The organism is Pseudomonas putida (assembly GCF_028682635.1).
Taxonomy (GTDB): Bacteria; Pseudomonadota; Gammaproteobacteria; order Pseudomonadales; family Pseudomonadaceae; genus Aquipseudomonas; species Aquipseudomonas putida_AE.
In genome coordinates this window covers 26,705-48,632 of sequence record NZ_JANHLK010000006.1, presented here as the reverse complement: position 1 = coordinate 48,632, position 21,928 = coordinate 26,705, and the positions used below count along the sequence as shown (strand labels likewise).

The 21,928-nt window shown below is 58.7% G+C and carries 25 protein-coding genes; 6 read left to right on the top strand and 19 right to left on the bottom strand.

All coding sequences use genetic code 11. From position 1 onward, the window contains the following. Nucleotides 1-179: 179 nt before the first annotated feature. Genes NPS56_RS09520 through NPS56_RS09505 form a run of 4 tightly spaced genes read left to right on the top strand, consistent with a single transcriptional unit; the run spans nucleotide 180 to nucleotide 4,165 of the window. Nucleotides 180-1,106, top strand: a complete 927-nt coding sequence (locus NPS56_RS09520; RefSeq protein WP_274074400.1) for a DUF72 domain-containing protein — start codon at nucleotides 180-182, stop codon at nucleotides 1,104-1,106. Beyond that, nucleotides 1,103-1,900: an endonuclease/exonuclease/phosphatase family protein gene (locus tag NPS56_RS09515; protein ID WP_274074399.1), complete on the top strand. Its 798-nt coding sequence runs from the start codon at nucleotides 1,103-1,105 to the stop codon at nucleotides 1,898-1,900. The genes NPS56_RS09520 and NPS56_RS09515 overlap by 4 nt, the downstream gene beginning before the upstream one ends. After that, entirely contained in the window at nucleotides 1,897-3,192 is a 1,296-nt protein-coding gene (clsB, locus tag NPS56_RS09510) for a cardiolipin synthase ClsB (protein WP_274074398.1), read from the top strand. Before NPS56_RS09515 ends, clsB begins: the two co-directional genes overlap by 4 nt. Then, a complete protein-coding gene (locus NPS56_RS09505) occupies nucleotides 3,179-4,165 on the top strand; it encodes a lysylphosphatidylglycerol synthase domain-containing protein (protein WP_274074397.1) in 987 nt (328 codons plus the stop codon). Before clsB ends, NPS56_RS09505 begins: the two co-directional genes overlap by 14 nt. Before the next feature lie 38 nt (nucleotides 4,166-4,203). On the opposite strand, the gene NPS56_RS09500 is transcribed toward NPS56_RS09505, so the two are convergent. The 3 genes from NPS56_RS09500 to NPS56_RS09490 form a co-directional block, all read right to left on the bottom strand. Further along, nucleotides 4,204-4,962: an alpha/beta hydrolase family protein gene (locus tag NPS56_RS09500; RefSeq protein ID WP_274074396.1), complete on the bottom strand. Its 759-nt coding sequence runs from the start codon at nucleotides 4,960-4,962 to the stop codon at nucleotides 4,204-4,206. Then, on the bottom strand, nucleotides 4,952-6,061 hold the full coding sequence (locus tag NPS56_RS09495; protein WP_274074395.1) for a DUF3182 family protein: 1,110 nt from the start codon (nucleotides 6,059-6,061) through the stop codon (nucleotides 4,952-4,954). Before NPS56_RS09495 ends, NPS56_RS09500 begins: the two co-directional genes overlap by 11 nt. Before the next feature lie 300 nt (nucleotides 6,062-6,361). Then, nucleotides 6,362-7,354: a GlxA family transcriptional regulator gene (locus NPS56_RS09490; protein ID WP_274074394.1), complete on the bottom strand. Its 993-nt coding sequence runs from the start codon at nucleotides 7,352-7,354 to the stop codon at nucleotides 6,362-6,364. A gap of 102 nt (nucleotides 7,355-7,456) precedes the next feature. Between NPS56_RS09490 and NPS56_RS09485 the strand changes: the two genes are divergently transcribed. Continuing rightward, nucleotides 7,457-8,005 (top strand): cysteine hydrolase family protein, encoded by a 549-nt coding sequence (locus NPS56_RS09485; protein WP_274074393.1) that lies wholly within the window; start codon nucleotides 7,457-7,459, stop codon nucleotides 8,003-8,005. Between the two features lie 104 nt (nucleotides 8,006-8,109). On the opposite strand, the gene NPS56_RS09480 is transcribed toward NPS56_RS09485, so the two are convergent. Together NPS56_RS09480 and NPS56_RS09475 are read right to left on the bottom strand one after the other, a co-directional pair. Beyond that, complete coding sequence (locus tag NPS56_RS09480; protein ID WP_020799826.1) at nucleotides 8,110-8,631, bottom strand: single-stranded DNA-binding protein; 522 nt, start codon at nucleotides 8,629-8,631, stop codon at nucleotides 8,110-8,112. Nucleotides 8,632-8,640: 9 nt separating this feature from the next. Continuing rightward, entirely contained in the window at nucleotides 8,641-10,038 is a 1,398-nt protein-coding gene (locus NPS56_RS09475; RefSeq protein WP_274074392.1) for an MFS transporter, read from the bottom strand. Nucleotides 10,039-10,229: 191 nt separating this feature from the next. Between NPS56_RS09475 and uvrA the strand changes: the two genes are divergently transcribed. Continuing rightward, complete coding sequence (uvrA, locus tag NPS56_RS09470) at nucleotides 10,230-13,064, top strand: excinuclease ABC subunit UvrA (RefSeq protein WP_274074391.1); 2,835 nt, start codon at nucleotides 10,230-10,232, stop codon at nucleotides 13,062-13,064. A 65-nt stretch (nucleotides 13,065-13,129) separates the two neighbouring features. Here uvrA and bfr read toward each other — a convergent pair whose 3' ends face one another. From bfr to rplF, 14 genes are all read right to left on the bottom strand, one after another. After that, the gene (bfr, locus tag NPS56_RS09465) at nucleotides 13,130-13,594 is read right to left on the bottom strand and encodes a bacterioferritin (protein WP_008053867.1); all 465 of its coding nucleotides are present in this window, start codon (nucleotides 13,592-13,594) and stop codon (nucleotides 13,130-13,132) included. A 149-nt stretch (nucleotides 13,595-13,743) separates the two neighbouring features. After that, nucleotides 13,744-15,198, bottom strand: coding sequence for a catalase (locus NPS56_RS09460; protein ID WP_274074390.1), 1,455 nt, complete (start codon nucleotides 15,196-15,198; stop codon nucleotides 13,744-13,746). A 236-nt stretch (nucleotides 15,199-15,434) separates the two neighbouring features. Next, a complete protein-coding gene (rplQ, locus tag NPS56_RS09455) occupies nucleotides 15,435-15,821 on the bottom strand; it encodes a 50S ribosomal protein L17 (protein ID WP_007970429.1) in 387 nt (128 codons plus the stop codon). Between the two features lie 42 nt (nucleotides 15,822-15,863). Further along, nucleotides 15,864-16,865 carry a DNA-directed RNA polymerase subunit alpha gene (locus tag NPS56_RS09450; protein WP_007970428.1) on the bottom strand — a complete coding sequence of 334 codons (1,002 nt, stop codon included), beginning with the start codon at nucleotides 16,863-16,865 and terminating at the stop codon, nucleotides 15,864-15,866. 22 nt (nucleotides 16,866-16,887) lie between these two features. Then, on the bottom strand, nucleotides 16,888-17,508 hold the full coding sequence (gene rpsD, locus NPS56_RS09445) for a 30S ribosomal protein S4 (RefSeq protein ID WP_003176404.1): 621 nt from the start codon (nucleotides 17,506-17,508) through the stop codon (nucleotides 16,888-16,890). A gap of 18 nt (nucleotides 17,509-17,526) precedes the next feature. Continuing rightward, complete coding sequence (gene rpsK, locus NPS56_RS09440; protein WP_002555466.1) at nucleotides 17,527-17,916, bottom strand: 30S ribosomal protein S11; 390 nt, start codon at nucleotides 17,914-17,916, stop codon at nucleotides 17,527-17,529. Nucleotides 17,917-17,946: 30 nt separating this feature from the next. After that, nucleotides 17,947-18,303 (bottom strand): 30S ribosomal protein S13, encoded by a 357-nt coding sequence (rpsM, locus tag NPS56_RS09435; protein ID WP_009045849.1) that lies wholly within the window; start codon nucleotides 18,301-18,303, stop codon nucleotides 17,947-17,949. 130 nt (nucleotides 18,304-18,433) lie between these two features. Continuing rightward, nucleotides 18,434-18,550 (bottom strand): 50S ribosomal protein L36, encoded by a 117-nt coding sequence (gene rpmJ / locus NPS56_RS09430; protein ID WP_002555468.1) that lies wholly within the window; start codon nucleotides 18,548-18,550, stop codon nucleotides 18,434-18,436. Nucleotides 18,551-18,574: 24 nt separating this feature from the next. Further along, entirely contained in the window at nucleotides 18,575-19,903 is a 1,329-nt protein-coding gene (gene secY / locus NPS56_RS09425; RefSeq protein WP_274074389.1) for a preprotein translocase subunit SecY, read from the bottom strand. Further along, a complete protein-coding gene (rplO, locus tag NPS56_RS09420) occupies nucleotides 19,904-20,341 on the bottom strand; it encodes a 50S ribosomal protein L15 (RefSeq protein ID WP_003228720.1) in 438 nt (145 codons plus the stop codon). Nucleotides 20,342-20,344: 3 nt separating this feature from the next. Beyond that, the gene (gene rpmD, locus NPS56_RS09415; RefSeq protein ID WP_003176408.1) at nucleotides 20,345-20,521 is read right to left on the bottom strand and encodes a 50S ribosomal protein L30; all 177 of its coding nucleotides are present in this window, start codon (nucleotides 20,519-20,521) and stop codon (nucleotides 20,345-20,347) included. Between the two features lie 2 nt (nucleotides 20,522-20,523). Then, a complete protein-coding gene (gene rpsE, locus NPS56_RS09410; RefSeq protein WP_003186035.1) occupies nucleotides 20,524-21,024 on the bottom strand; it encodes a 30S ribosomal protein S5 in 501 nt (166 codons plus the stop codon). Nucleotides 21,025-21,027: 3 nt separating this feature from the next. Continuing rightward, the gene (rplR, locus tag NPS56_RS09405; RefSeq protein WP_003186037.1) at nucleotides 21,028-21,378 is read right to left on the bottom strand and encodes a 50S ribosomal protein L18; all 351 of its coding nucleotides are present in this window, start codon (nucleotides 21,376-21,378) and stop codon (nucleotides 21,028-21,030) included. Between the two features lie 10 nt (nucleotides 21,379-21,388). Continuing rightward, the gene (gene rplF / locus NPS56_RS09400) at nucleotides 21,389-21,922 is read right to left on the bottom strand and encodes a 50S ribosomal protein L6 (RefSeq protein ID WP_003176412.1); all 534 of its coding nucleotides are present in this window, start codon (nucleotides 21,920-21,922) and stop codon (nucleotides 21,389-21,391) included. Between the last annotated feature and the right edge of the window lie 6 nt (nucleotides 21,923-21,928).

Sequence of the window (21,928 nt, the reverse complement as noted above, 5' to 3'; positions counted from 1 at the left end):
CTGGCGATAGCGATATGTCGGTCACATCCATGTCGAATGTGCCGCCGCCATCGCCAGAAAGCCGGCTCCTACGGGTTTTGTGGTGACTTGTAAAACGTGACCGTCCGTAGCTCCATCGAAACTTTCGCCACTGCCCCACAGTCATCAAAAGATCAGGGGGCAGTCACACGGGAGGCGACATGGCGGCGATTCACATCGGTATTTCAGGTTGGCGCTACACGCCCTGGCGGGGGGATTTCTACCCGAAGGGCCTGGCCCAGAGGCGCGAATTGCAATTCGCCTCACGGGCGGTCAACAGCATCGAGATCAATGGATCGTTCTACGCCCTGCAACGGCCCGAACGCTACGCCCAGTGGTATGCCGAAACCCCGGCGCACTTCGTGTTCAGCGTCAAAGCCCCGCGTTTCATCACCCATATCAAGCGTCTGCGTGACATCCACAAACCCCTGGCGAATTTCTTCGCCTCCGGGGTGCTGGAACTCAAGGAAAAACTCGGCCCGATTCTTTGGCAGTTTCCGCCCAACTTCAAATTCGACGCCGAACTGTTCGAGACCTTCCTCGAACAATTGCCCCACGACACCCAACAGGCCGCCGCCCTCGCTCGCCAGCACGATTCCCACGTAAACGGCCACGGCAGCCTGAAGGCGAGCAGGAAACAGCCCTTGCGCCATGCCGTGGAAATCCGCAACGAGAGCTTCATCGATCCGCTATTTGTCCGCCTGCTCAAACGCCACAACACGGCCCTGGTCATCGCCGACACCGCCGGCAAATGGCCGTACCGCGAGGACCTCACCAGCGACTTCGTGTACCTGCGGCTGCACGGTGCCGAAGAGCTCTACGCCAGCGGCTACACCCCTCAGGCACTGAAGCGTTGGGGCGACCGGATCGAGGCCTGGCATCAGGGGCGGCAACCGGCCGATCCGCATTTGATCGCGCCGCGCCTGAAACCCAGGGCGCGCAAGTCCCGGGAAGTGTTCTGCTATTTCGATAACGACATCAAGGTTCGCGCGCCCTTCGATGCGCGTCGTTTGCTGGAGCGCTTCGACCTCGACAAAGAGCTGCTCACTGCCCCCGGCGAACCTGCTGCCGAAGGAGTGTTGCCATGAGCATTTCCGAACCGGTTGGTACCACAGACGAGCAGGCGACCATCGAGAGCACGGTGCACCGTTTCACCGTGCTGACGGTCAACACCCACAAGGGTTTCACGGCGTTGAACCGGCGCTTCATCCTGCCTGAACTGCGCGAAGCGGTGCGCAGCGTGTCTGCCGACGTGGTGTTTCTGCAGGAGGTACACGGCACCCACGAACATCACCCCAAGCGCTACGACAATTGGCCGGCGATACCCCAGTACGAATTCCTCGCCGATACCCTCTGGCCGCAGTTTGCCTACGGCCGCAACGCGGTCTATCCGGCAGGCGATCACGGTAACGCCTTGCTGTCGAAATTCCAGATCGTTCGCCACGACAACCTCGACGTGTCCATCAGCGGCCACGAGAACCGCGGCATTTTGCACTGTGTGCTGCGCCTGCCTGGCGAAGGCCCGGAGGTGCATGCCATATGCGTTCATCTCGGATTGCGCGAAAACCACCGCAATGAACAGCTCAAGTTGCTGGAGCGCCGCCTTGAGTCGTTGCCAGGCGACGCGCCGGTGATCGTGGCCGGTGATTTCAATGACTGGCGCCAACGCGCCGATGCCCTGCTCAAGCCCTGCGGTTTGCGCGAAGTGTTCGCCGAGCACCATGGCAAGCCGGCGCGCAGTTTTCCCGCGCGATTGCCGACACTGCGCCTGGACCGCATCTACGTGCGCAACCTCAAGGCCAGCCGTCCGCAGGTACTGGCCACCCGGCCCTGGTCACACCTTTCGGATCACGCACCGTTGTCGGTGGAGATTGAGCTATGAGTAGCCCGTCGATGGAAAAAACCGCGCTGGAAAAAACGATAGCCGCGCCGCCCATGAGCGAGCCGCAAAGGGTCGACGTCGAGTACGGCTGGCAGGGTAACAATCGGGTCGAACTGTTGGAAAATGGCGAAGCCTATTTCCCCAGGGTGTTCGAGGCCATGCGCCAGGCCAAAACCGAGATCCTCCTGGAAACCTTCATTGTGTTCGAGGACAAGGTGGGCGAAGAACTGAAGGACGTGCTCATCGAGGCGGCTCAACGGGGCGTACGCGTGACGGCCAGTTTTGACGGGTTTGGCTGCGGAGAGTTGTCTGCCGGGTATCTCACCGCCCTGAGCGGTGCCGGCGTGCATTTGCAGATGTTCGACCCGGCCCCCAAGCGCCTGGGCATCCGCACCAACTGGTTCCGCCGCCTGCACCGCAAGATCGTGGTGGTGGACGGAACGCTTGCGTTCATCGGCGGGATCAACTTCTCCGCCGATCATCTGGCCGACTTCGGCCCGGAAGCCAAACAGGATTATTCGGTTGAAGTGCAAGGCCCGGCGGTGGCCGACATCCATCACTTTGCCCTGCTGCAGTGCGGTCGCCCGGCCCGCGCGAAATACTGGTGGCAACGCCGTCGGCAACGGCGCTCGGAACTGGTCGTGACCGATCACGATGGCCAGGTGCGGCTGGTGTACCGCGACAACGCCGAGCATTCGACCGACATCGAAGAGGTTTACCGCCTGGCGCTGCGCACGGCGCAGCGGCGCGTGGTCATCGCCAACGCCTACTTTTTTCCAGGCTATCGCTTGCTGCGCGAGATCCGTAACGCGGCGCGCCGCGGCGTTGAAGTGCGCCTGATCCTGCAGGGCCAGCCGGATATGCTGGTGGCCAAACTGGCAGCGCGCATGACTTACGATTACCTGCTCAAGTCCGGTGTGAAAATCTTCGAATACTGCGACCGCCCACTGCACGGCAAGGTCGCGTTGGTGGACGAAGACTGGAGCACCGTCGGCTCGAGCAACCTCGACCCGTTGAGCCTGTCGATGAACCTGGAGGCCAACGTGTTGATCCGTGACCGTGCGTTCAACCGTGACCTGTTCGAACGGCTCGAGGAACTCAGCGATAACCATTGCAAGGCCATGTCCGTGGACAAAGCCCCGCGCGGGCGAATCTGGCACATGACCGTGGGCTTCCTGGTGTTCCACTTCCTGCGGCATTTTCCGGCATGGGCCGGCTGGTTGCCCGCGCACAAACCACGATTGAAAGCATTCACCCCACCGACCGGGAGCGATCAACATGAGCCGCACTGAAGCACAGGCGGCGTCCCACGCCGAGCACCCGGCCAAATCGCGCTGGAGCCGTTGGAAAAGACCGTTGACGATGCTGTTTTTCCTGGCGCTGATCGTCCTCTTGACGATGTTCGCCCAGCGCATTGAATGGAACGAAGTGTTCGAGACCCTGACCGATTTCAAGGTACGCACCTTGATCATCGCGGCCGGCCTGACCCTGGTGAGTTTTCTGGTCTACGCCTGTTTCGACCTGATTGGCCGCACCTACATCCGCCAGGACCTGACGTGGAAACAGATCCTGCCGGTGGGCATCATCAGCTACGCCTTCAACCTCAACCTGAGCGCCTGGGTCGGCGGCATTGCCATGCGGTATCGCCTGTATTCACGTCTCGGGGTGAGCAAATCCAACATTGCGAAAATCCTCGGCCTGAGCCTGGCGACCAACTGGTTCGGCTACATGGTGATCGCCGGCGCGGTGTTCAGCAGCGGACTGGTGCGCATGCCACCAGGCTGGAAACTGAGCAGCGGCGCGCTACAGGCGGTGGGCGTGTTGCTGCTATTGGTGAGTGCGGGGTATCTGGCGGCGTGCCAGTTCTCCAAGCGTCGGGAATGGTCGATTCGCGGGGTGGAAATCAACTTGCCGTCGCTGCGCATGGCAATCCTGCAACTGGCCCTGGGGGCGCTGAACTGGTCGTTGATGGCCGCAGTGATTTTCACCCTGTTGCCGAGCAAACTGGACTATCCGCTGGTGCTGGGTGTGTTGCTGATCAGCGCCATCGCCGGGGTCATCACCCACATTCCGGCCGGGCTCGGTGTGCTGGAAGCGGTGTTCGTGGCACTGCTGCAACACGAAGCCTCGCGGGGCAGCCTGGTGGCGGGGTTGCTGGCTTATCGGGCGATCTATTTCCTGTTGCCGCTGTTGATCACGCTGGTGATGTACCTGCTGGTGGAGGCCAAGGCCAAGTCGTTGCGGATCTCGAAGAAGCCCAAGTGATGGGTGCTGTTTTCGAAGCCCGAAAGAACACCACAAGATTATGAGGACTGAATAATGCTCAACCGCTCACCCACCACCATTTCCGTGATCCAGTCCACCAGGATCGAGGTGTAGGCCTGCTGTGAAACGGGTTCACTCAGCGCATGATCGGCCCCATCGATGATGCGGTGAGTCAGCGAGTGGGTCTGCTGACACGCCGCGCGATAACTCATGATGGTCGCGTGGGGTACGTAGACATCGGTTTCCGACTCTACCAGCAACACATCCCCGGTAAATTGCGAACAGGCATGCAGCGCCCGGTTGCTATCGGCGCGCACCAGGGTGCTGCGGTAGTCGCGCAGGTCGAGCTTGTCCAGGTCGCGCTTGGGCGTGTGCCATTGATCGTCGCGGTACAGCGCCGGCACCCGCAACGCCAGCCAGCGCACCGGCCGCAGCGAAGTGAGGATCGAGGCCAGGTAACCGCCGTAGCTGGTGCCGACCACGGCAATCGCCGAGGTATCCAGCGCCGGGTGCGCGAGCAAACGGTCGTAGGCCGCCAGCAGGTCGCGCAGGTTGTCTTCGCGGGTTACCCGGGTCAGCGGAATACCCGTGCCGCCGGTGTGCCCGCGCAGATCGAAGGTCAAACACACACAACCCAATCCGGCGATGCCCTTCGCCCGTTCCAGGTCTCGCTCCTGACTGCCGCCCCAGCCGTGCACAAACAACACGCCGGGGACTTTCGATTTGGGGCTGAGAAAAGTCCCGCTCATCTGTTCGTCGTCGATGTCGATTTGAATGCTTTCGCTTCTAGCCGTCATAGGATTTGACCGTTACGTACTTGAGGAGGAAATCGCTGTTTTCCGCCGGCCCGCGGTACACCTCGATGGCGTCCGCCGGCAGCGGCTGATCGATGTAGGTCTCCACCGAAGACACGCGAATCGCGCGCATCCCCGGATCGTTGACGAAGCTCTGCAAGGCTGCGATTTCAGCGCTACTAGCCCCACCCATGCGCCAGGATTGCTCGAGCACGCCGCTGCGTTGCTGGCCATCACTGGCGATACCCTGGGCGATGTCGTAATTGCGCCGTGAGGCGTAGAAACCGGGATAGGCTTCGTCTGCGGCACCGTCAAATACCTGAGCCTGCCGGATCGCCAGTTGCACATCGTCGGGTAAATCCAGGGTCAGCAGATCGTCGTAGCCACCCTGCACCACCAGCAGGTTGGAACCACCATAGACCTCTTCGCCGTGGGCGTCTGTGGTCAAGTATTGATCACCGCAGTAACTGAGCACCTTTTCACCAATGAAACTCTGCCCGACGCTGTGGGTAATCACCTGGTCCAGGTCCTGCTCCAGCACCACGCCTTCACTGAACAGCGCTTTCGCATCAGGACGGGCGAGGATTTCGTCGAACTGGTCGAGGCTCTTGATGACTTCCTGACCACGCCCGGCACAGGCATGGATCGGCTTGATGCGGATCGCGCCGCTGTAGAGCAGATGCTCCGCCGCCGGACGCGCATCCTCGAACGAGAACACACTCAGACCATCAAGCACCACCGTGCGCACCCGTTCGGAAAACAACGGCGCCCAGCCTTGCGGAGCATGGGCATGTCGATTCAACAAACCATGGCTGATGGCTTTGGTGCAGATGAAATCATGCTCGACATAACCGCCCCACAAATCCTCCGGTCCCTTGACGCCCAAATGCCGGGCGGCTGCGGCCCCCACCAGGGTCTGGGTCGGTAACAGATAGATGTCTCGACCGCTGTGTACCTGCGGGTCGTAGCTGCCGCCGAATTTGAGCCCGAGGATTTGCGCCAGCCAACGGGCCAGGGCGCGATTGGTTTCGACTTCGTGAACCGGTGCATCGTCGCGCACCGAATGGGCGACGACCAGTTTCTTGCGGTTTGTTGGGGTCATGCGTCCCCCTTCAGTTGTCGCGATATGAATGTAGCTGATGGGGTGCAGGGTTCAGGCCAACCGCCTGCTGGGAAAAATGCTATGTAAATCAGCCTGTAGCAGAAACGATGGTGGCACCTCGCCCGCCTTATTCTGCACGACCGGATTTTTCATACCGGCATTTTGCACGATTCAAACCTGACATCGCCCCCCTGTGGGAGCGGGCTCGCTCGCGAAAGCAATCTTTCAGTGCTATCAGTTTTGACTGACATACCGATTTCGCGAGCAAGCCCGCTCCCACAGGGTTGTGTGATGCAGCCGCTAACGGGTTGCAACACTGGGCATCACCCCAAACCGCGCCCGATAATCACTCGGCGCCAGCCCGGTAATCTTCTTGAACGTCGAACGAAACGCTCCCGGATCCTGATACCCGACGGTCCAGGCAATGTGATCGATGGTGCCGTTGGTAAACTCGAGCATTTCCCGAGCCTTGCCGACCCGCAGATGCTGGCAATATTCCGTAGGCTTGAGCCCCGTCGCCGCGCGGAAACGGCGTAGGAACGTACGCTCTTCCAGCCCTGCCCGCTCAGCCATGGTCGCTAGCGAGACATCGGTGGCGCCAGTGCTTTGCAGCCAGTGTTGAACCTTGAGAATCGAGGCATCGCCATGGTTGAGAATCGGCGCGAAATTGCTGCCGCACTCACTGGCGCTGTCGCTGTGTTCCACCACCAGGAAACGCGCCGTGCCGGTGGCAATGCTCGGCCCCAACAGTCGATCCACCAGGCGCAGTCCCAATTCAGACCAGGCCATCAGTCCGGCGGTGGTAATCAGGTCACCGTCATCGACGATGGGAGTATCGGCCTTGAGCTTGATCGCAGGGTAACGCTCGCTGAAGGACTTTGCCGAAGTCCAGTGAGTGGTGGCGCTGCGCCCGTCGAGCAGTCCACTTTCAGCCAACAGCAGCGAACCCACGCAAACGCCACCGAGGGTCGCGCCGCTGGCGTGTTGTTGGCGCAGCCAGCGCAGCAACGGCTGCGGCGCCTGGCCTTCGGTGAACCCGGCAATCGACGGTGGAATCAATACCGCCACCAATGCGTCGTCTGTCGCGGGATGACTGTCATAGACGCGCGACGGTGCCTGCTGGCCATCGACCTGCCAATGGCTCACGCGCAGCAAGGGCAAGCGCGCCTCTTGATGCTCGGCGGCGATCCGGTTGGCCACCCCGAACAGGTCCGTCAAGCCATGCACCGCCGCCATCTGCGCGCCGGGATAGATCAACACGCCCAGCTCGGCGATCGCCCTTTGTGCATCCATTGTCAGTTTTCCCCCTTCTATTGTCGGTGCGGCCAATCCCCGGACGCTCGGCCAGGGCCAATACTCCATTCCACACCCAAACCGCACTTCGAGGAAACAGTCATGGCCAAGCAAGCACTCATCGTAGTCGATATCCAAAAAGACTACTTCCCAGAAGGCAAGTGGCCGCTGGCCGGCGCCGATGCCGCGGCAGACAACGCCGTCCGCCTGCTCAAGGCCTTTCGTGATGCCGGTGATTCGGTGGTGCACATCCGCCACGAATTCACTTCCGAAGACGCACCGTTTTTCACCCCGGGCTCCGACGGCGCCAAGCTGCACCCTAAAGTGCTCAACCAGGACAATGAGCCAGTGGTGCTCAAACACTTCGTCAACTCGTTCCGCGAAACCGAACTGCAGTCCATTCTCGACGAGCAAGGCATCAAGGAACTGGTGGTGGTCGGCAGCATGAGCCACATGTGTGTCGACGGCATCACCCGCGCTGCCAACGACCTCGGCTACAGCGTCACGGTGATCCACGATGCCTGTGCCTCCCGTGACCTGGAGTTCAACGGCGTGACCGTTCCGGCGGCTCATGTACATGCAGCCTTCATGTCGGCCCTGGGCTTTGCCTACGCCAACGTGGTGTCCACGGACGAATTCCTCGCGAACTGAAACTTCTTTTAAGGAATTTCACCGCAAAAAAAACCCGCACTTCAGATCGAAGTGCGGGTTTTGTTTTTCAGCTCGCCGCTTGTAGCTCGGGGCTTACCGCTGTTTTAGAACGGGATATCGTCATCGAAGCTGTCGAAGTCCGGAGCCGGCTGCGGAGCCGCCTGCTGAGGAGCCGGGCGCGACTGTTGCGGGGCCGACTGCTGTGGACGCGGAGCCTGCTGGCGTGGCGCGGATTGCTGGTAGTTGTTACCACCGCCCTGGCCTTGCTGGTCACCCTGCTGTGGACGACCGCCCAGCAATTGCATGGTGCCTTGCATGTCGACCACGATTTCAGTGGTGTAACGCTTGATACCATCTTTTTCCCACTCGCGGGTCTGCAGTTTGCCTTCGATGTAGACCTGCGAACCTTTACGCAGGTATTCGCCGGCGATCTCTGCGACCTTGCCGAACATCGACACACGGTGCCATTCGGTTTTTTCGACTTTCTGACCGGTTTGCTTGTCGGTCCACTGTTCGCTGGTTGCCAGACTCAGGTTGGTCACGGCGTTGCCATTCGGCAGGTAACGAACTTCAGGATCCTGGCCGCAAGTGCCGACCAATATGACTTTGTTAACCCCACGGGCCATTACGTTCTCCTAGGCTACGCACGCTGCCCCGGCCGGGTTGTTCACCAGGCGCTCAAGGGTGGTGCGATCCAATAGTTCGGTGTCCAATTTGATGTAAATGGCCGCCTCATCAGCGACTATCACTGCATCTGTTACCCCTACGACGGCCTTCAGGCGCTCAACCAGCCCCGCTTCGCGGATCGCCTCGGGCGACAATGGCAAGCGCAGGCTTGTCACGTAGGGAGGTTCACGCATGGTAACAGCAAAGGCCAGCCAGAGGGCAGCCAGACCGGCGCATCCAAGGAACACAACCGACAGACCGCCATGCTGGAACAGCCAGCCGCCGAGTATGCCGCCCAGTGCCGAACCGAGGAACTGACTGGTGGAGTAGACCCCCATCGCCGTGCCCTTGCCGCCCGCCGGTGAAACCTTGCTGATCAGCGACGGCAACGAAGCTTCCAGCAGATTGAAGGCCGTGAAAAACACCACGGTTCCAATCACCAGAGCTCGCAAGCTGTCGCCGAACTGCCAGAAGAATAGCTCAGTGAGCATCAGCGTCACGACGGCGCCGAGCAAAACTCGTTTCATTTTGCGTCGCTTCTCGCCGTAGATGATGAACGGAATCATGGCGAAGAAGGAAATCAGCAGCGCGGTCAGGTACACCCACCAATGCTGCTCCTTGGGCAGCCCGGCTTTCTCGACCAGCGCCAGGGGCAAGGCAACGAAACTCGACATCAGCATCGCATGCAACACGAAGATACCAAGATCCAGGCGCAGCAGGTCCGGGTGCTTGAGCGTCGGTATCAGTGCCTGGCGGGCGACGCCGGATTCACGGTGCTGCAACGGCCCCGTGGAGCGCGGCACCATGAACATCACGATCACGATACCGACCAGTGCCATGCCACCCGTGGCCAGGAACAATCCGGACAGGCCGAAAGCACGGGTCAGCAACGGCCCCACCACCATGGCAACCGCAAACGACAGGCCGATCGTCATGCCGATCATGGCCATGGCTTTAGTCCTATGCTGCTCGCGGGTCAGGTCTGACAGCAACGCCATCACCGCCGCGGAAATCGCCCCGGCACCTTGCAGGATGCGCCCGGCGATCACGCCCCAGATCGAGTCGGCGTTAGCCGCCAAAACGCTGCCGAGGGCGAAGACGATCAGCCCCAGGTAAATCACCGGGCGGCGCCCGATGCGGTCGGAAATGAAACCGAAGGGAATCTGGAAAATCGCCTGGGTCAGGCCGTAAGCGCCAATCGCCAGCCCGATGAGGGCCGGGGTCGCTCCCGCCAGGTCCATGCCATAGGTCGCCAATACCGGCAACACCATGAACATGCCAAGCATACGGAAGGCGAACACCAGGGCCAGACCGCTTGCTGCGCGGGTCTCACTGCCACTCATGCGTTCGCTGTGGGGATCGTGCATGGAAAAACCTCATGTGAACCGGCGGCGATTCTACCAGTCCCATCGATTGACAGGGTATATCGCGACGCTTTGCCACGTGTAGATGAAAGAGCTTTCATGTAAGGCGACAAAACCAGTATTCGATAGTGTGCATCCATCCAGTGTTTGGCCGTATACTCCTACGTTTTCGACGCCCGCCGAGCGAGGCCACTTTGGACAAGATCCTGATTCGTGGGGCCCGAACCCACAACCTGAAGAACATCGACCTGACCCTGCCAAGGGACAAGCTGATCGTCATCACCGGCCTGTCCGGCTCCGGCAAGTCCTCCCTGGCTTTCGACACGCTGTACGCCGAAGGCCAGCGTCGTTATGTCGAGTCGCTGTCGGCCTACGCCCGGCAGTTCCTGTCGATGATGGAAAAACCTGACGTCGACACCATCGAAGGCCTGTCGCCGGCGATCTCCATCGAACAGAAGTCGACCTCGCACAACCCGCGTTCGACCGTCGGCACCATCACCGAAATCTACGACTACCTGCGCCTGCTGTATGCACGCGTCGGCATTCCGCGCTGCCCGGACCACGACATTCCCCTGGAAGCGCAGACCGTCAGCCAGATGGTCGACCTGGTCCTCGCCGAACCGGAGGGCAGCAAGCTGATGCTGCTGGCCCCGGTCATTCGCGAGCGCAAAGGTGAACACCTTTCAGTCTTCGAAGAGCTGCGCGCCCAAGGGTTCGTCCGTGCGCGGATCAACGGCAAGCTTTACGAGCTGGACGAAGCCCCCAAGCTCGACAAGCAGAAAAAACATACCATCGATGTCGTGGTCGACCGTTTCAAGGTTCGCGCCGATCTGCAACAGCGCCTGGCCGAATCGTTCGAGACCGCGCTGAAACTGGCAGACGGCATCGCCCTGGTGGCGCCGATGGACGACGAGCCGGGCGAAGAGATGATCTTCTCCGCGCGTTTTGCCTGTCCGATCTGTGGCCATGCCATCAGCGAACTCGAGCCCAAGCTGTTTTCCTTCAACAACCCGGCCGGCGCCTGCCCGACCTGTGATGGCCTGGGGGTCAAGCAGTTCTTCGACATCAAGCGCCTGGTCAACGGTGAACTGACCCTGGCAGAAGGCGCGATTCGCGGCTGGGACCGGCGCAACGTCTATTATTTCCAGATGCTCGGCTCGCTGGCCTCCCACTACAAGTTCAGCCTGGAAGTGCCGTTCAACGAACTGCCGGCCGATCAGCAGAAGAGCATCCTGCACGGCAGCGGTTCGCAAAACGTCGATTTCAAATACCTGAATGACCGCGGCGATATCGTCAAGCGCTCGCACCCGTTCGAAGGCATCGTGCCCAACCTGGAGCGTCGTTATCGCGAAACCGAGTCGGCCTCGGTACGCGAAGAACTGGCCAAGTTCCTCAGCACCCAGTCCTGCCCTGATTGCCGCGGCACCCGCCTGCGTCGCGAGGCGCGGCATGTGTGGGTCGGCGAAAAAACCCTGCCGGCGGTGACCAACCTGCCCATCGGCGATGCCTGCGATTATTTCGGTGGGTTGAAGCTGACTGGCCGTCGTGGCGAGATTGCCGACAAGATCCTCAAGGAAATTCGCGAACGCCTGCAGTTCCTGGTCAACGTCGGCCTCGATTATCTGTCGCTGGATCGCAGCGCGGACACCCTGTCCGGTGGCGAGGCCCAGCGTATTCGCCTGGCCAGCCAAATCGGCGCCGGCCTGGTCGGCGTCCTGTACATCCTCGACGAACCTTCGATCGGCCTGCACCAGCGCGATAACGACCGCTTGCTCGGCACCCTGAAACACCTGCGAGACATCGGCAACACGGTAATCGTGGTCGAGCACGATGAAGACGCGATTCGCTTGGCCGACTATGTCGTGGATATCGGCCCGGGCGCGGGGGTTCACGGTGGGTACATCGTCGCCGAAGGTACGCCGGCCGAGGTAATGGCGCATCCCGACTCCCTGACCGGCAAGTACCTGTCGGGCCGGGTGAAGATCGCGGTGCCGGCCAAACGTACGCCGCGCAACAAGAAGTTGTCGCTGACACTCAAGGGTGCCCGTGGCAACAACCTGCGCAATGTCGACCTGGAGATCCCGATCGGCCTGCTGACCTGCGTGACCGGCGTGTCCGGCTCAGGCAAGTCGACGCTGATCAACAACACGCTCTTCCCGTTGAGCGCCACGGCACTCAACGGTGCAACCACCCTCGAAGCGGCCGCTCACGACAGCATCAAGGGCCTGGAGCACCTGGACAAGGTCGTCGACATCGACCAGAGCCCCATCGGTCGTACGCCGCGTTCCAACCCGGCCACCTACACCGGCCTGTTCACACCGATTCGCGAGCTGTTTGCCGGCGTGCCGGAATCTCGCTCCCGCGGTTATGGCCCCGGGCGTTTCTCCTTCAACGTCAAGGGCGGACGCTGCGAGGCCTGCCAGGGTGATGGCCTGATCAAGGTGGAAATGCACTTCCTGCCGGACATCTACGTGCCCTGCGATGTCTGCAAGAGCAAGCGCTACAACCGTGAAACCCTCGAGATCAAGTACAAGGGCAAGAGCATCCATGAAACCCTCGAGATGACCATCGAGGAAGCCCGGGAGTTCTTCGATGCGGTACCGGCCCTGGCGCGCAAGCTGCAAACGTTGATGGACGTCGGTCTGTCGTACATCAAGCTGGGGCAATCGGCGACCACGCTGTCCGGCGGTGAAGCCCAGCGGGTGAAACTGTCCCGCGAGCTGTCCAAGCGTGATACCGGCAAGACCCTGTACATCCTCGACGAACCCACCACCGGGCTGCACTTCGCGGACATCCAGCAACTGCTGGACGTGTTGCATCGCCTGCGTGACCACGGCAACACCGTGGTTGTGATCGAGCACAACCTGGACGTCATCAAGACCGCCGACTGGCTGGTGGACCTGGGGCCGGAAGGAGGTTCGAAGGGCGGGCAGATCATTGCCGTCGGCACGCCTGAGGAAGTATCCGAGATGAAGCAGTCCCACACCGGTTACTACCTCAAGCCTTTGCTGGAGCGCGACCGGGCCTGATCGAGCCCCATGAAAAAGCCCCTGTCACTTCATCAGTGACAGGGGCTTTTTTGTATCCACCGCAATCAGGTGTGGGATTGCAGGTAATTCTCGAGACCGATCAACTTGATCAAGCCCAACTGCTTCTCGAGCCAGTAGGTGTGATCTTCTTCGGTGTCATGCAACTGGACCCGTAGCATTTCGCGACTGACATAGTCCTTGTGCTGCTCGCAGAGCTTGATGCCCTTGCACAGCGCAGCCCGTACCTTGTATTCCAGGCGCAGATCCGCTTCGAGCATCTCCGTCACTGTGGTGCCGACATCCAGATCGTCCGGACGCATGCGCGGCGTGCCTTCGAGCATCAGGATCCGGCGCATCAGTGCATCAGCGTGCCCTGCTTCCTCTTCCATCTCGTGGTTGATTCGTTCGTAGAGCTTGGTGAAACCCCAGTCCTCATACATCCGCGAGTGGACGAAATATTGATCACGCGCGGCCAGTTCGCCGGTCAGCAACGTGTTGAGGTAATCGATAACGTCTGGGTGGCCTTGCATCGCCCTACATCTCCCTGCTTGAAAGTCTGTAGTTTGAACCAACCCGGCCCTAACGTCACTCGGAAGACGCAATAAAAGCGAAGATATTCTGAGAAAAGCAGCTTAAATAACGCAAAAACCGCCCAATTAAGGGCGGTTCTGCTTCTCATTTAGACTTCGTTAAGCTGTACGTTGAGCAGCGTTGCGATTGCTTCTCCATACGCCGGATCCGCCTTGTAGAAATGCTGCAATTGACGATCAACCACGTCGGTGGAAACACCCGCCATGGCGCTGGCGATGTTATTGACCAACAGCGCTTTTTGCTCGTCACTCATCAGGCGGAACAGCGCACCGGCATGGCTGTAATAGTCGGTGTCTTCGCGATGATCGTAGCGATCAGCCGCACCGCTCAAGGCCAGCGCCGGTTCAGCATAACGAGGTGCCTGTTTTGGCGACTCGATGTAGCTATTGGGCTCGTAGTTCGGTGCCGCACCGCCATTGCTGCCAAAAGCCATGGAGCCATCGCGCTGATAGGTGTTCACCGGACTGCGTGGCGCGTTCACTGGCAACTGCTGGTGATTGGTGCCGACACGGTAGCGGTGCGCATCAGCGTAAGCGAACACACGACCTTGCAGCATGCGGTCTGGCGAAAGTCCTACGCCTGGCACCATGTTGCTGGGGCCGAACGCGGCTTGCTCGACTTCGGCAAAGTAGTTCAGCGGGTTTCGATTGAGCTCTAACTCACCGACTTCGATCAACGGGAACTCCTTCTGCGACCAGGTCTTGGTCACGTCGAACGGGTTCTCGTAGTGTGCTGCGGCCTGGGCCTCGGTCATGATCTGGATGCACACACGCCATTTCGGAAAGTCACCGCGCTCGATGGCTGCGAACAGGTCGCGCTGGGCGTAATCCGGATCGGTGCCTGCCAGGCGCGCCGCCTCTGCAGGGGCGAGATTCTTGATCCCTTGTTGGGTCTTGTAGTGCCACTTGACCCAATGGCGCTCGCCATTGGCGCTGATCAGGCTGTAAGTGTGGCTGCCGAAGCCGTGCATGTGACGGTAGCCATCAGGAATACCCCGGTCGGAGAACAGAATGGTGACCTGGTGCAGCGCCTCCGGAGAGTGCGACCAGAAGTCCCACATGGCCTGTGCGCTTTTGAGATTGCTTTGCGGCAGGCGCTTCTGGGTATGAATAAAGTCCGGGAATTTCAACGGATCACGGATGAAGAACACCGGCGTGTTGTTGCCAACAATGTCCCAGTTGCCTTCCTCGGTGTAGAACTTCAGCGCGAAACCACGAGGATCGCGCTCGGTATCCGCTGAACCGCGTTCACCACCGACAGTGGAAAATCGCAGGAAGGTTGGCGTCTGCTTACCGACGGTCTCGAAGAGCTTGGCGCTGGTGTATTGGGTGATATCCCGCGTAACAGTAAAGGTACCGTAGGCGCCTGAGCCTTTGGCGTGCACACGGCGTTCCGGGATGTTTTCGCGGTTGAAGTGTGCCAGCTTTTCGATCAGGTGGAAGTCGTCGAGCAGCAGTGGGCCGCGAGGGCCGGCGGAACGGGAATTCTGGTTATCGGCAACAGGAGCGCCACTGGCGGTGGTAAGCGTTTTGTTTTGGCTCATGCGATCTTCCTTCATCTATCGGTCTTGAACTGCCGGCTATCGGCTGAGAAGGAGTATTGATCATCGCTGTGTCAGCTACAAATTCATTAACCTGTAGACATCGATAGAGAAATACTAATGATCATCCCCATCACATAATGACGACGTGACGAAGGAGAGACTTGTACAAAGGGCGCGTTTACTACAGGCACAAAAAACCGGGCACTAGGCCCGGTTTTTTGTTTCAGACTGACGTCTTACTCGGCAGATACAGCTTCGCCAGCAGTAGCACGATCAACCAACTCGACGTACGCCATAGGCGCGTTGTCGCCAGCGCGGAAACCGCACTTGAGGATGCGCAGGTAGCCACCCTCACGGGTAGCGTAACGCTTGCCCAGGTCGTTGAAGAGCTTACCAACGATAGCTTTCGAACGAGTACGGTCGAAAGCCAGACGACGGTTAGCAACGCTATCTGTCTTGGCCAAAGTGATCAGCGGCTCGGCAACGCGGCGCAGTTCTTTAGCTTTTGGCAGAGTCGTTTTGATCAGCTCGTGCTCGAACAGCGACACCGCCATGTTTTGGAACATGGCCTTGCGGTGCGAGCTGGTGCGGCTCAGGTGACGACCACTTTTACGATGACGCATGGTTCATTCCTTACCAAACACTACGTTCGGTGATTACGACGATCAGGCAGTCGCCTTGTCGTCCTTCTTAAGACTTGCAGGCGGCCAGTTGTCGAGGCGCATGCCGAGGGACAGACCGCGGGAGGCCAGAACGTCCTTGATTTCAGTCAAGGATTTCTTGCCCAGGTTCGGAGTCTTCAACAGCTCTACTTCGGTACGCTGAATCAGGTCGCCGATGTAGTAGATGTTTTCCGCCTTAAGGCAGTTAGCCGAACGTACAGTCAGTTCCAGATCGTCAACCGGGCGAAGCAGGATCGGATCGATCTCGTCTTCCTGCTCGACAACCACTGGCTCACTGTCACCTTTGAGGTCGACGAACGCAGCCAACTGCTGTTGCAGAATGGTTGCAGCACGGCGGATAGCCTCTTCAGGATCCAGGGTACCGTTGGTTTCCAGATCAATAACCAGCTTGTCCAGGTTAGTACGCTGTTCGACACGGGCGTTTTCCACCACGTATGCGATACGGCGAACCGGGCTGAACGAAGAGTCAAGCTGCAAGCGACCGATGCTGCGGCTTTCGTCTTCATCGCTCTGACGCGAGTCTGCCGGTTCATAACCACGACCACGAGCTACTACGAGCTTCATGTTCAGGGCGCCGTTAGACGCCAGGTTAGCGATTACGTGATCGGGGTTAACGATCTCGACATCATGATCCAGCTGAATATCGGCAGCGGTAACCACCCCCGAACCCTTCTTCGACAAGGTCAGCGTAACTTCGTCACGGCCGTGCAGCTTGATAGCCAGACCTTTAAGGTTCAACAGGATTTCAATTACGTCTTCCTGTACACCTTCGATGGCGCTGTACTCGTGGAGCACACCGTCAATCTCGGCCTCGACTACTGCACAGCCGGGCATTGAGGACAACAGGATGCGGCGCAGCGCGTTGCCCAGGGTGTGGCCAAAGCCACGCTCGAGAGGCTCGAGCGTGATCTTGGCGCGGGTTGGACTGACAACTTGCACATCAATGTGGCGAGGTGTCAGGAACTCATTTACCGAAATCTGCATGGATGCACCTATTTTCTAGCCCTTACTTGGAGTAGAGCTCGACAATCAGGCTTTCGTTGATGTCGGCGGACAGATCACTGCGAGCTGGAACGTTCTTGAAAACGCCCGACTTCTTCTCAGTGTCTACTTCTACCCATTCTACGCGGCCACGTTGGGCACACAGATCGAGAGCTTGGACAATGCGAAGTTGGTTTTTTGCTTTCTCGCGAACAGCGACCACGTCACCAGCACGAACCTGGTAGGACGGAACGTTAACGGTCTGACCGTTTACGCTGATCGACTTGTGCGATACCAGCTGACGGGATTCGGCACGAGTCGAACCAAAGCCCATACGGTATACAACGTTGTCCAGACGGCATTCGAGCAGTTGCAGCAGGTTTTCACCGGTTGCACCTTTCTTGCCAGCAGCTTCTTTGTAGTAGCCGCTGAATTGACGCTCGAGAACGCCGTAGATACGACGGACCTTCTGCTTTTCACGCAGTTGGGTGCCGTAGTCGGACTGGCGACCGCGGCGTTGGCCGTGGATACCAGGTGCTGCTTCAATGTTGCACTTCGATTCGATCGCGCGCACGCCGCTCTTCAGAAAGAGATCGGTGCCTTCGCGACGAGCGAGTTTGCATTTTGGACCAATGTAACGAGCCATTCTTTACAATCTCCTGGATTACACGCGGCGCTTCTTCGGCGGACGGCACCCGTTGTGCGGGATTGGCGTCACGTCGGTGATGCTGGCGATCTTGTAGCCACAGCCGTTCAAAGCGCGGACTGCGGATTCACGACCTGGACCTGGACCTTTGACGTTTACGTCGAGGTTTTTCAGGCCGTATTCCAGCGCAGCTTGACCAGCACGTTCAGCAGCTACTTGAGCAGCAAACGGGGTGGACTTGCGGGAACCGCGGAAACCCGAACCACCGGAGGTAGCCCAGGAAAGAGCGTTACCTTGACGGTCGGTAATGGTCACGATGGTGTTGTTAAAAGATGCATGGATGTGGGCGATGCCATCAACCACTGTCTTTTTAACTTTTTTACGAGGACGAGCAGCAGGTTTTGCCATGATAATTTTCCTGTCGATTCGCTGGGGCGATTACTTGCGGATCGGCTTACGCGGACCTTTACGGGTACGCGCGTTGGTCTTGGTACGCTGACCGCGTACTGGCAGACCACGACGATGACGCAGACCGCGATAGCAACCGAGGTCCATCAAGCGCTTGATTTTCATGTTGATTTCGCGACGCAGGTCACCTTCAGTGGTGAACTTCGCCACTTCGCCACGCAGCTGTTCAATCTGCTCGTCGCTCAGATCTTTGATCTTTGCTGCTGGGTTTACCCCAGTCTCTGCACAAATTTTCTGTGCAGTAGTGCGACCAACACCATAGATGTAGGTCAGCGAGATAACAGTATGCTTGTTATCTGGAATGTTAACGCCTGCAATACGGGCCATTCAGTGGGACTCCAATTGACAGCTACCTACGCCCCGGAAGCCAAGAAATAGGGCGCGAGATAATATCGCTGTAATAACAAATAATCAACCCGGCAGCGCACTAGCTGCCGGGCTTGAAGCACAATCACACTCAGCCTTGGCGCTGTTTGTGACGCGGTTCCGCGCTGCAAATTACTCGAACAACACCTTCGCGGCGAATAATCTTGCAGTTACGGCACAGCTTTTTCACCGATGCACGAACTTTCATCACCAACTCCTCGAACCTTATGGGTCAGCGCAGCATGCCGCTGCCGTAACCCTTCAGGTTGGCTTTCTTCATCAGGGATTCGTACTGGTGCGAAACGAGGTGCGATTGTACTTGGGACATGAAGTCCATCACAACCACGACGACGATCAGCAACGAGGTCCCGCCAAGGTAGAACGGAACGTTGGCTGCAACCACCAGGAACTGGGGCAACAGGCACACGGCCGTCATGTAAAGAGCACCGAACAGGGTCAAACGAGTCAGAACGCCATCAATGTAGCGCGCAGACTGCTCACCTGGACGGATGCCCGGAATAAAGGCACCGGACTTCTTCAGGTTTTCCGCTACGTCTTTCGGATTGAACATCAACGCCGTATAGAAGAAGCAGAAGAAAATAATCCCTGCACTAAACAGCAGAATATTCAACGGCTGACCAGGAGCGATCGACTGCGAGATGTCCTGCAACCAGCCCATACCTTCAGACTGACCGAACCAGGCACCCAGCGAAGCCGGGAACAGCAAAATGCTGCTCGCGAAAATGGCCGGAATAACACCGGCCATGTTCACTTTCAGCGGCAAGTGGCTAGTCTGCGCAGCGAAGACCTTGCGGCCCTGCTGACGCTTGGCGTAGTGAACAGCGATACGACGCTGACCACGCTCAATGAACACCACGAAACCGATGATCGCTACTGCCAGCAAACCGATGGCAACCAGGGCGAAGATGTTGATATCACCCTGACGTGCAGACTCGAAAGACTGCCCGATCGCTCTCGGAAGACCGGCGACGATACCCGAAAAAATCAACATCGAGATACCGTTGCCAACACCACGCTCAGTAATCTGCTCACCCAGCCACATCATGAACATCGCACCAGCCACAAAAGTGGTTACCGCGACGAAATGGAAGCTAAAGTCACCAGTGAACGAAACGCCCTGCCCCGCCAGACCAATGGACATGCCAATGGCCTGGACAAGAGCAAGGACGACAGTGAGGTAGCGGGTGTACTGGCTGATCTTGCGACGGCCAGCTTCACCTTCCTTCTTCAACTGCTCCAGCTGCGGGCTGACGGCTGACATCAGTTGCATGATGATCGATGCCGAAATGTACGGCATGATCCCCAGTGCAAAGATGCTCATCCGCTCCAGCGCGCCGCCGGAAAACATGTTGAACAAGCTAAGAATGGTCCCCTCATTCTGTCGAAACAGGTCCGCGAGTCGGTCCGGGTTGATACCTGGAACCGGGATGTGTGCGCCTATTCGGTAGACGATAATCGCCAGGAACAGAAAACGCAGACGAGCCCAGAGTTCAGACATACCGCCTTTGCCGAGCGCAGAGAGAGCACCTTGCTTAGCCATTTATTCCTCGAACTTGCCGCCAGCTGCTTCGATAGCCGCACGCGCACCTTTGGTGGCGCCGATTCCCTTGCCGATAGTGACAGCGCGAGTCACTTCACCGGACAGCATGATTTTCACACGCTGTACGTTGACGTTGATCACGTTGGCATCTTTCAGGGACTGCACGGTGACGATGTCGCCTTCCACTTTGGCCAGCTCGGACAGACGCACTTCTGCGCGGTCCATGGCTTTCAGGGAAACGAAACCGAACTTCGGCAGGCGACGATGCAGCGGCTGTTGACCGCCTTCAAAGCCTGGAGCAATGGTGCCACCGGAGCGGGAAGTCTGACCTTTGTGACCACGGCCACCAGTCTTACCCAAACCACTACCGATACCACGGCCCGGACGATGCTTTTCGCGACGGGAACCCGGCGCTGGACTCAGATCATTGAGTTTCATCGATTAACCCTCGACACGCAGCATGTAGTAAGCCTTGTTGATCATCCCGCGATTCTCGGGAGTATCCTGGACTTCTACAGTGTGACCGATGCGACGCAGACCCAGACCCTTAACGCACAGTTTGTGGTTAGGGATGCGGCCGGTCATGCTTTTGATCAGCGTAACTTTAACGGTAGCCATGATCAGAAGATCTCCTTGACGCTTTTGCCACGCTTGGCGGCAATGGATTCAGGAGACTGCATAGCCTTCAGACCCTTGAAAGTGGCGTGAACCACGTTTACAGGGTTAGTCGAGCCGTAGCACTTGGCCAGAACGTTCTGAACGCCAGCAACTTCGAGAACGGCACGCATAGCGCCGCCAGCGATGATACCGGTACCTTCAGAAGCAGGCTGCATGTACACCTTCGAAGCGCCATGGGCGGACTTCATTGCGTACTGCAGGGTGGTGCCGTTCAGATCAACCTGGATCATGTTGCGGCGAGCAGCTTCCATTGCCTTCTGGATCGCAGCAGGCACTTCACGCGACTTGCCACGGCCGAAGCCAACACGCCCTTTACCATCACCAACCACGGTCAACGCGGTGAAAGTGAAGATACGGCCGCCTTTAACGGTTTTGGCTACGCGGTTAACTTGAACCAGCTTCTCGATGTAGCCTTCGTCGCGCTTTTGGTCGTTATTTGACATAACTTAGAACTCCAGCCCAGCTTCACGAGCAGCATCAGCCAGCGCTTTAACGCGGCCGTGGTACTTGAAGCCAGAGCGGTCGAAAGCCACCTGCGAGACGCCAGCGGCCTTAGCACGCGTAGCGACCAGCTGGCCAACCTTAGTGGCCGCGTCGATGTTGCCAGTGGCGCCATCACGCAGTTCTTTATCCAAAGTCGAGGCGCTTGCCAGGACTTTGTTGCCGTCGGCCGAAATGACCTGGGCGTAGATGTGCTGCGAAGAGCGGAACACGCAGAGACGCACGACTTCGAGTTCGTGCATTTTCAGGCGTGCTTTGCGAGCGCGACGCAGTCGAGTAACTTTTTTGTCGGTCATTTGCTATGCCCTACTTCTTCTTGGCTTCTTTACGACGGACGACTTCGTCCGCGTAGCGCACACCTTTGCCTTTGTACGGCTCTGGTGGACGGAAGTCGCGGATCTCGGCGGCCACTTGACCTACCAGCTGCTTGTCGATGCCCTTGATCAGGATATCGGTCTGGCTAGGAGTCTCAGCGGTGATGCCTTCCGGCAGTTCGTAATCCACTGGATGCGAGAAGCCAAGAGCCAGGTTCAGCACTGTGCCTTTTGCTTGCGCTTTGTAACCAACACCGACCAGCTGGAGCTTGCGCTCGAAGCCTTGGCTTACGCCTTGGACCATGTTGTTTACCAACGCACGAGTGGTACCAGCCATTGCGCGAGTTTGTTGATCGCCATTGCGAGCAGCGAAACGCAGCTCACCAGCTTCTTCAACGATCTCAACGGACGAATGGATGTTCAGTTCGAGAGTGCCCTTGGCACCCTTCACCGAAAGCTGTTGGCCTGCGAATTTTACTTCGACGCCGGCTGGCAGCTTAACGGGGTTCTTAGCGACGCGAGACATGCTTAT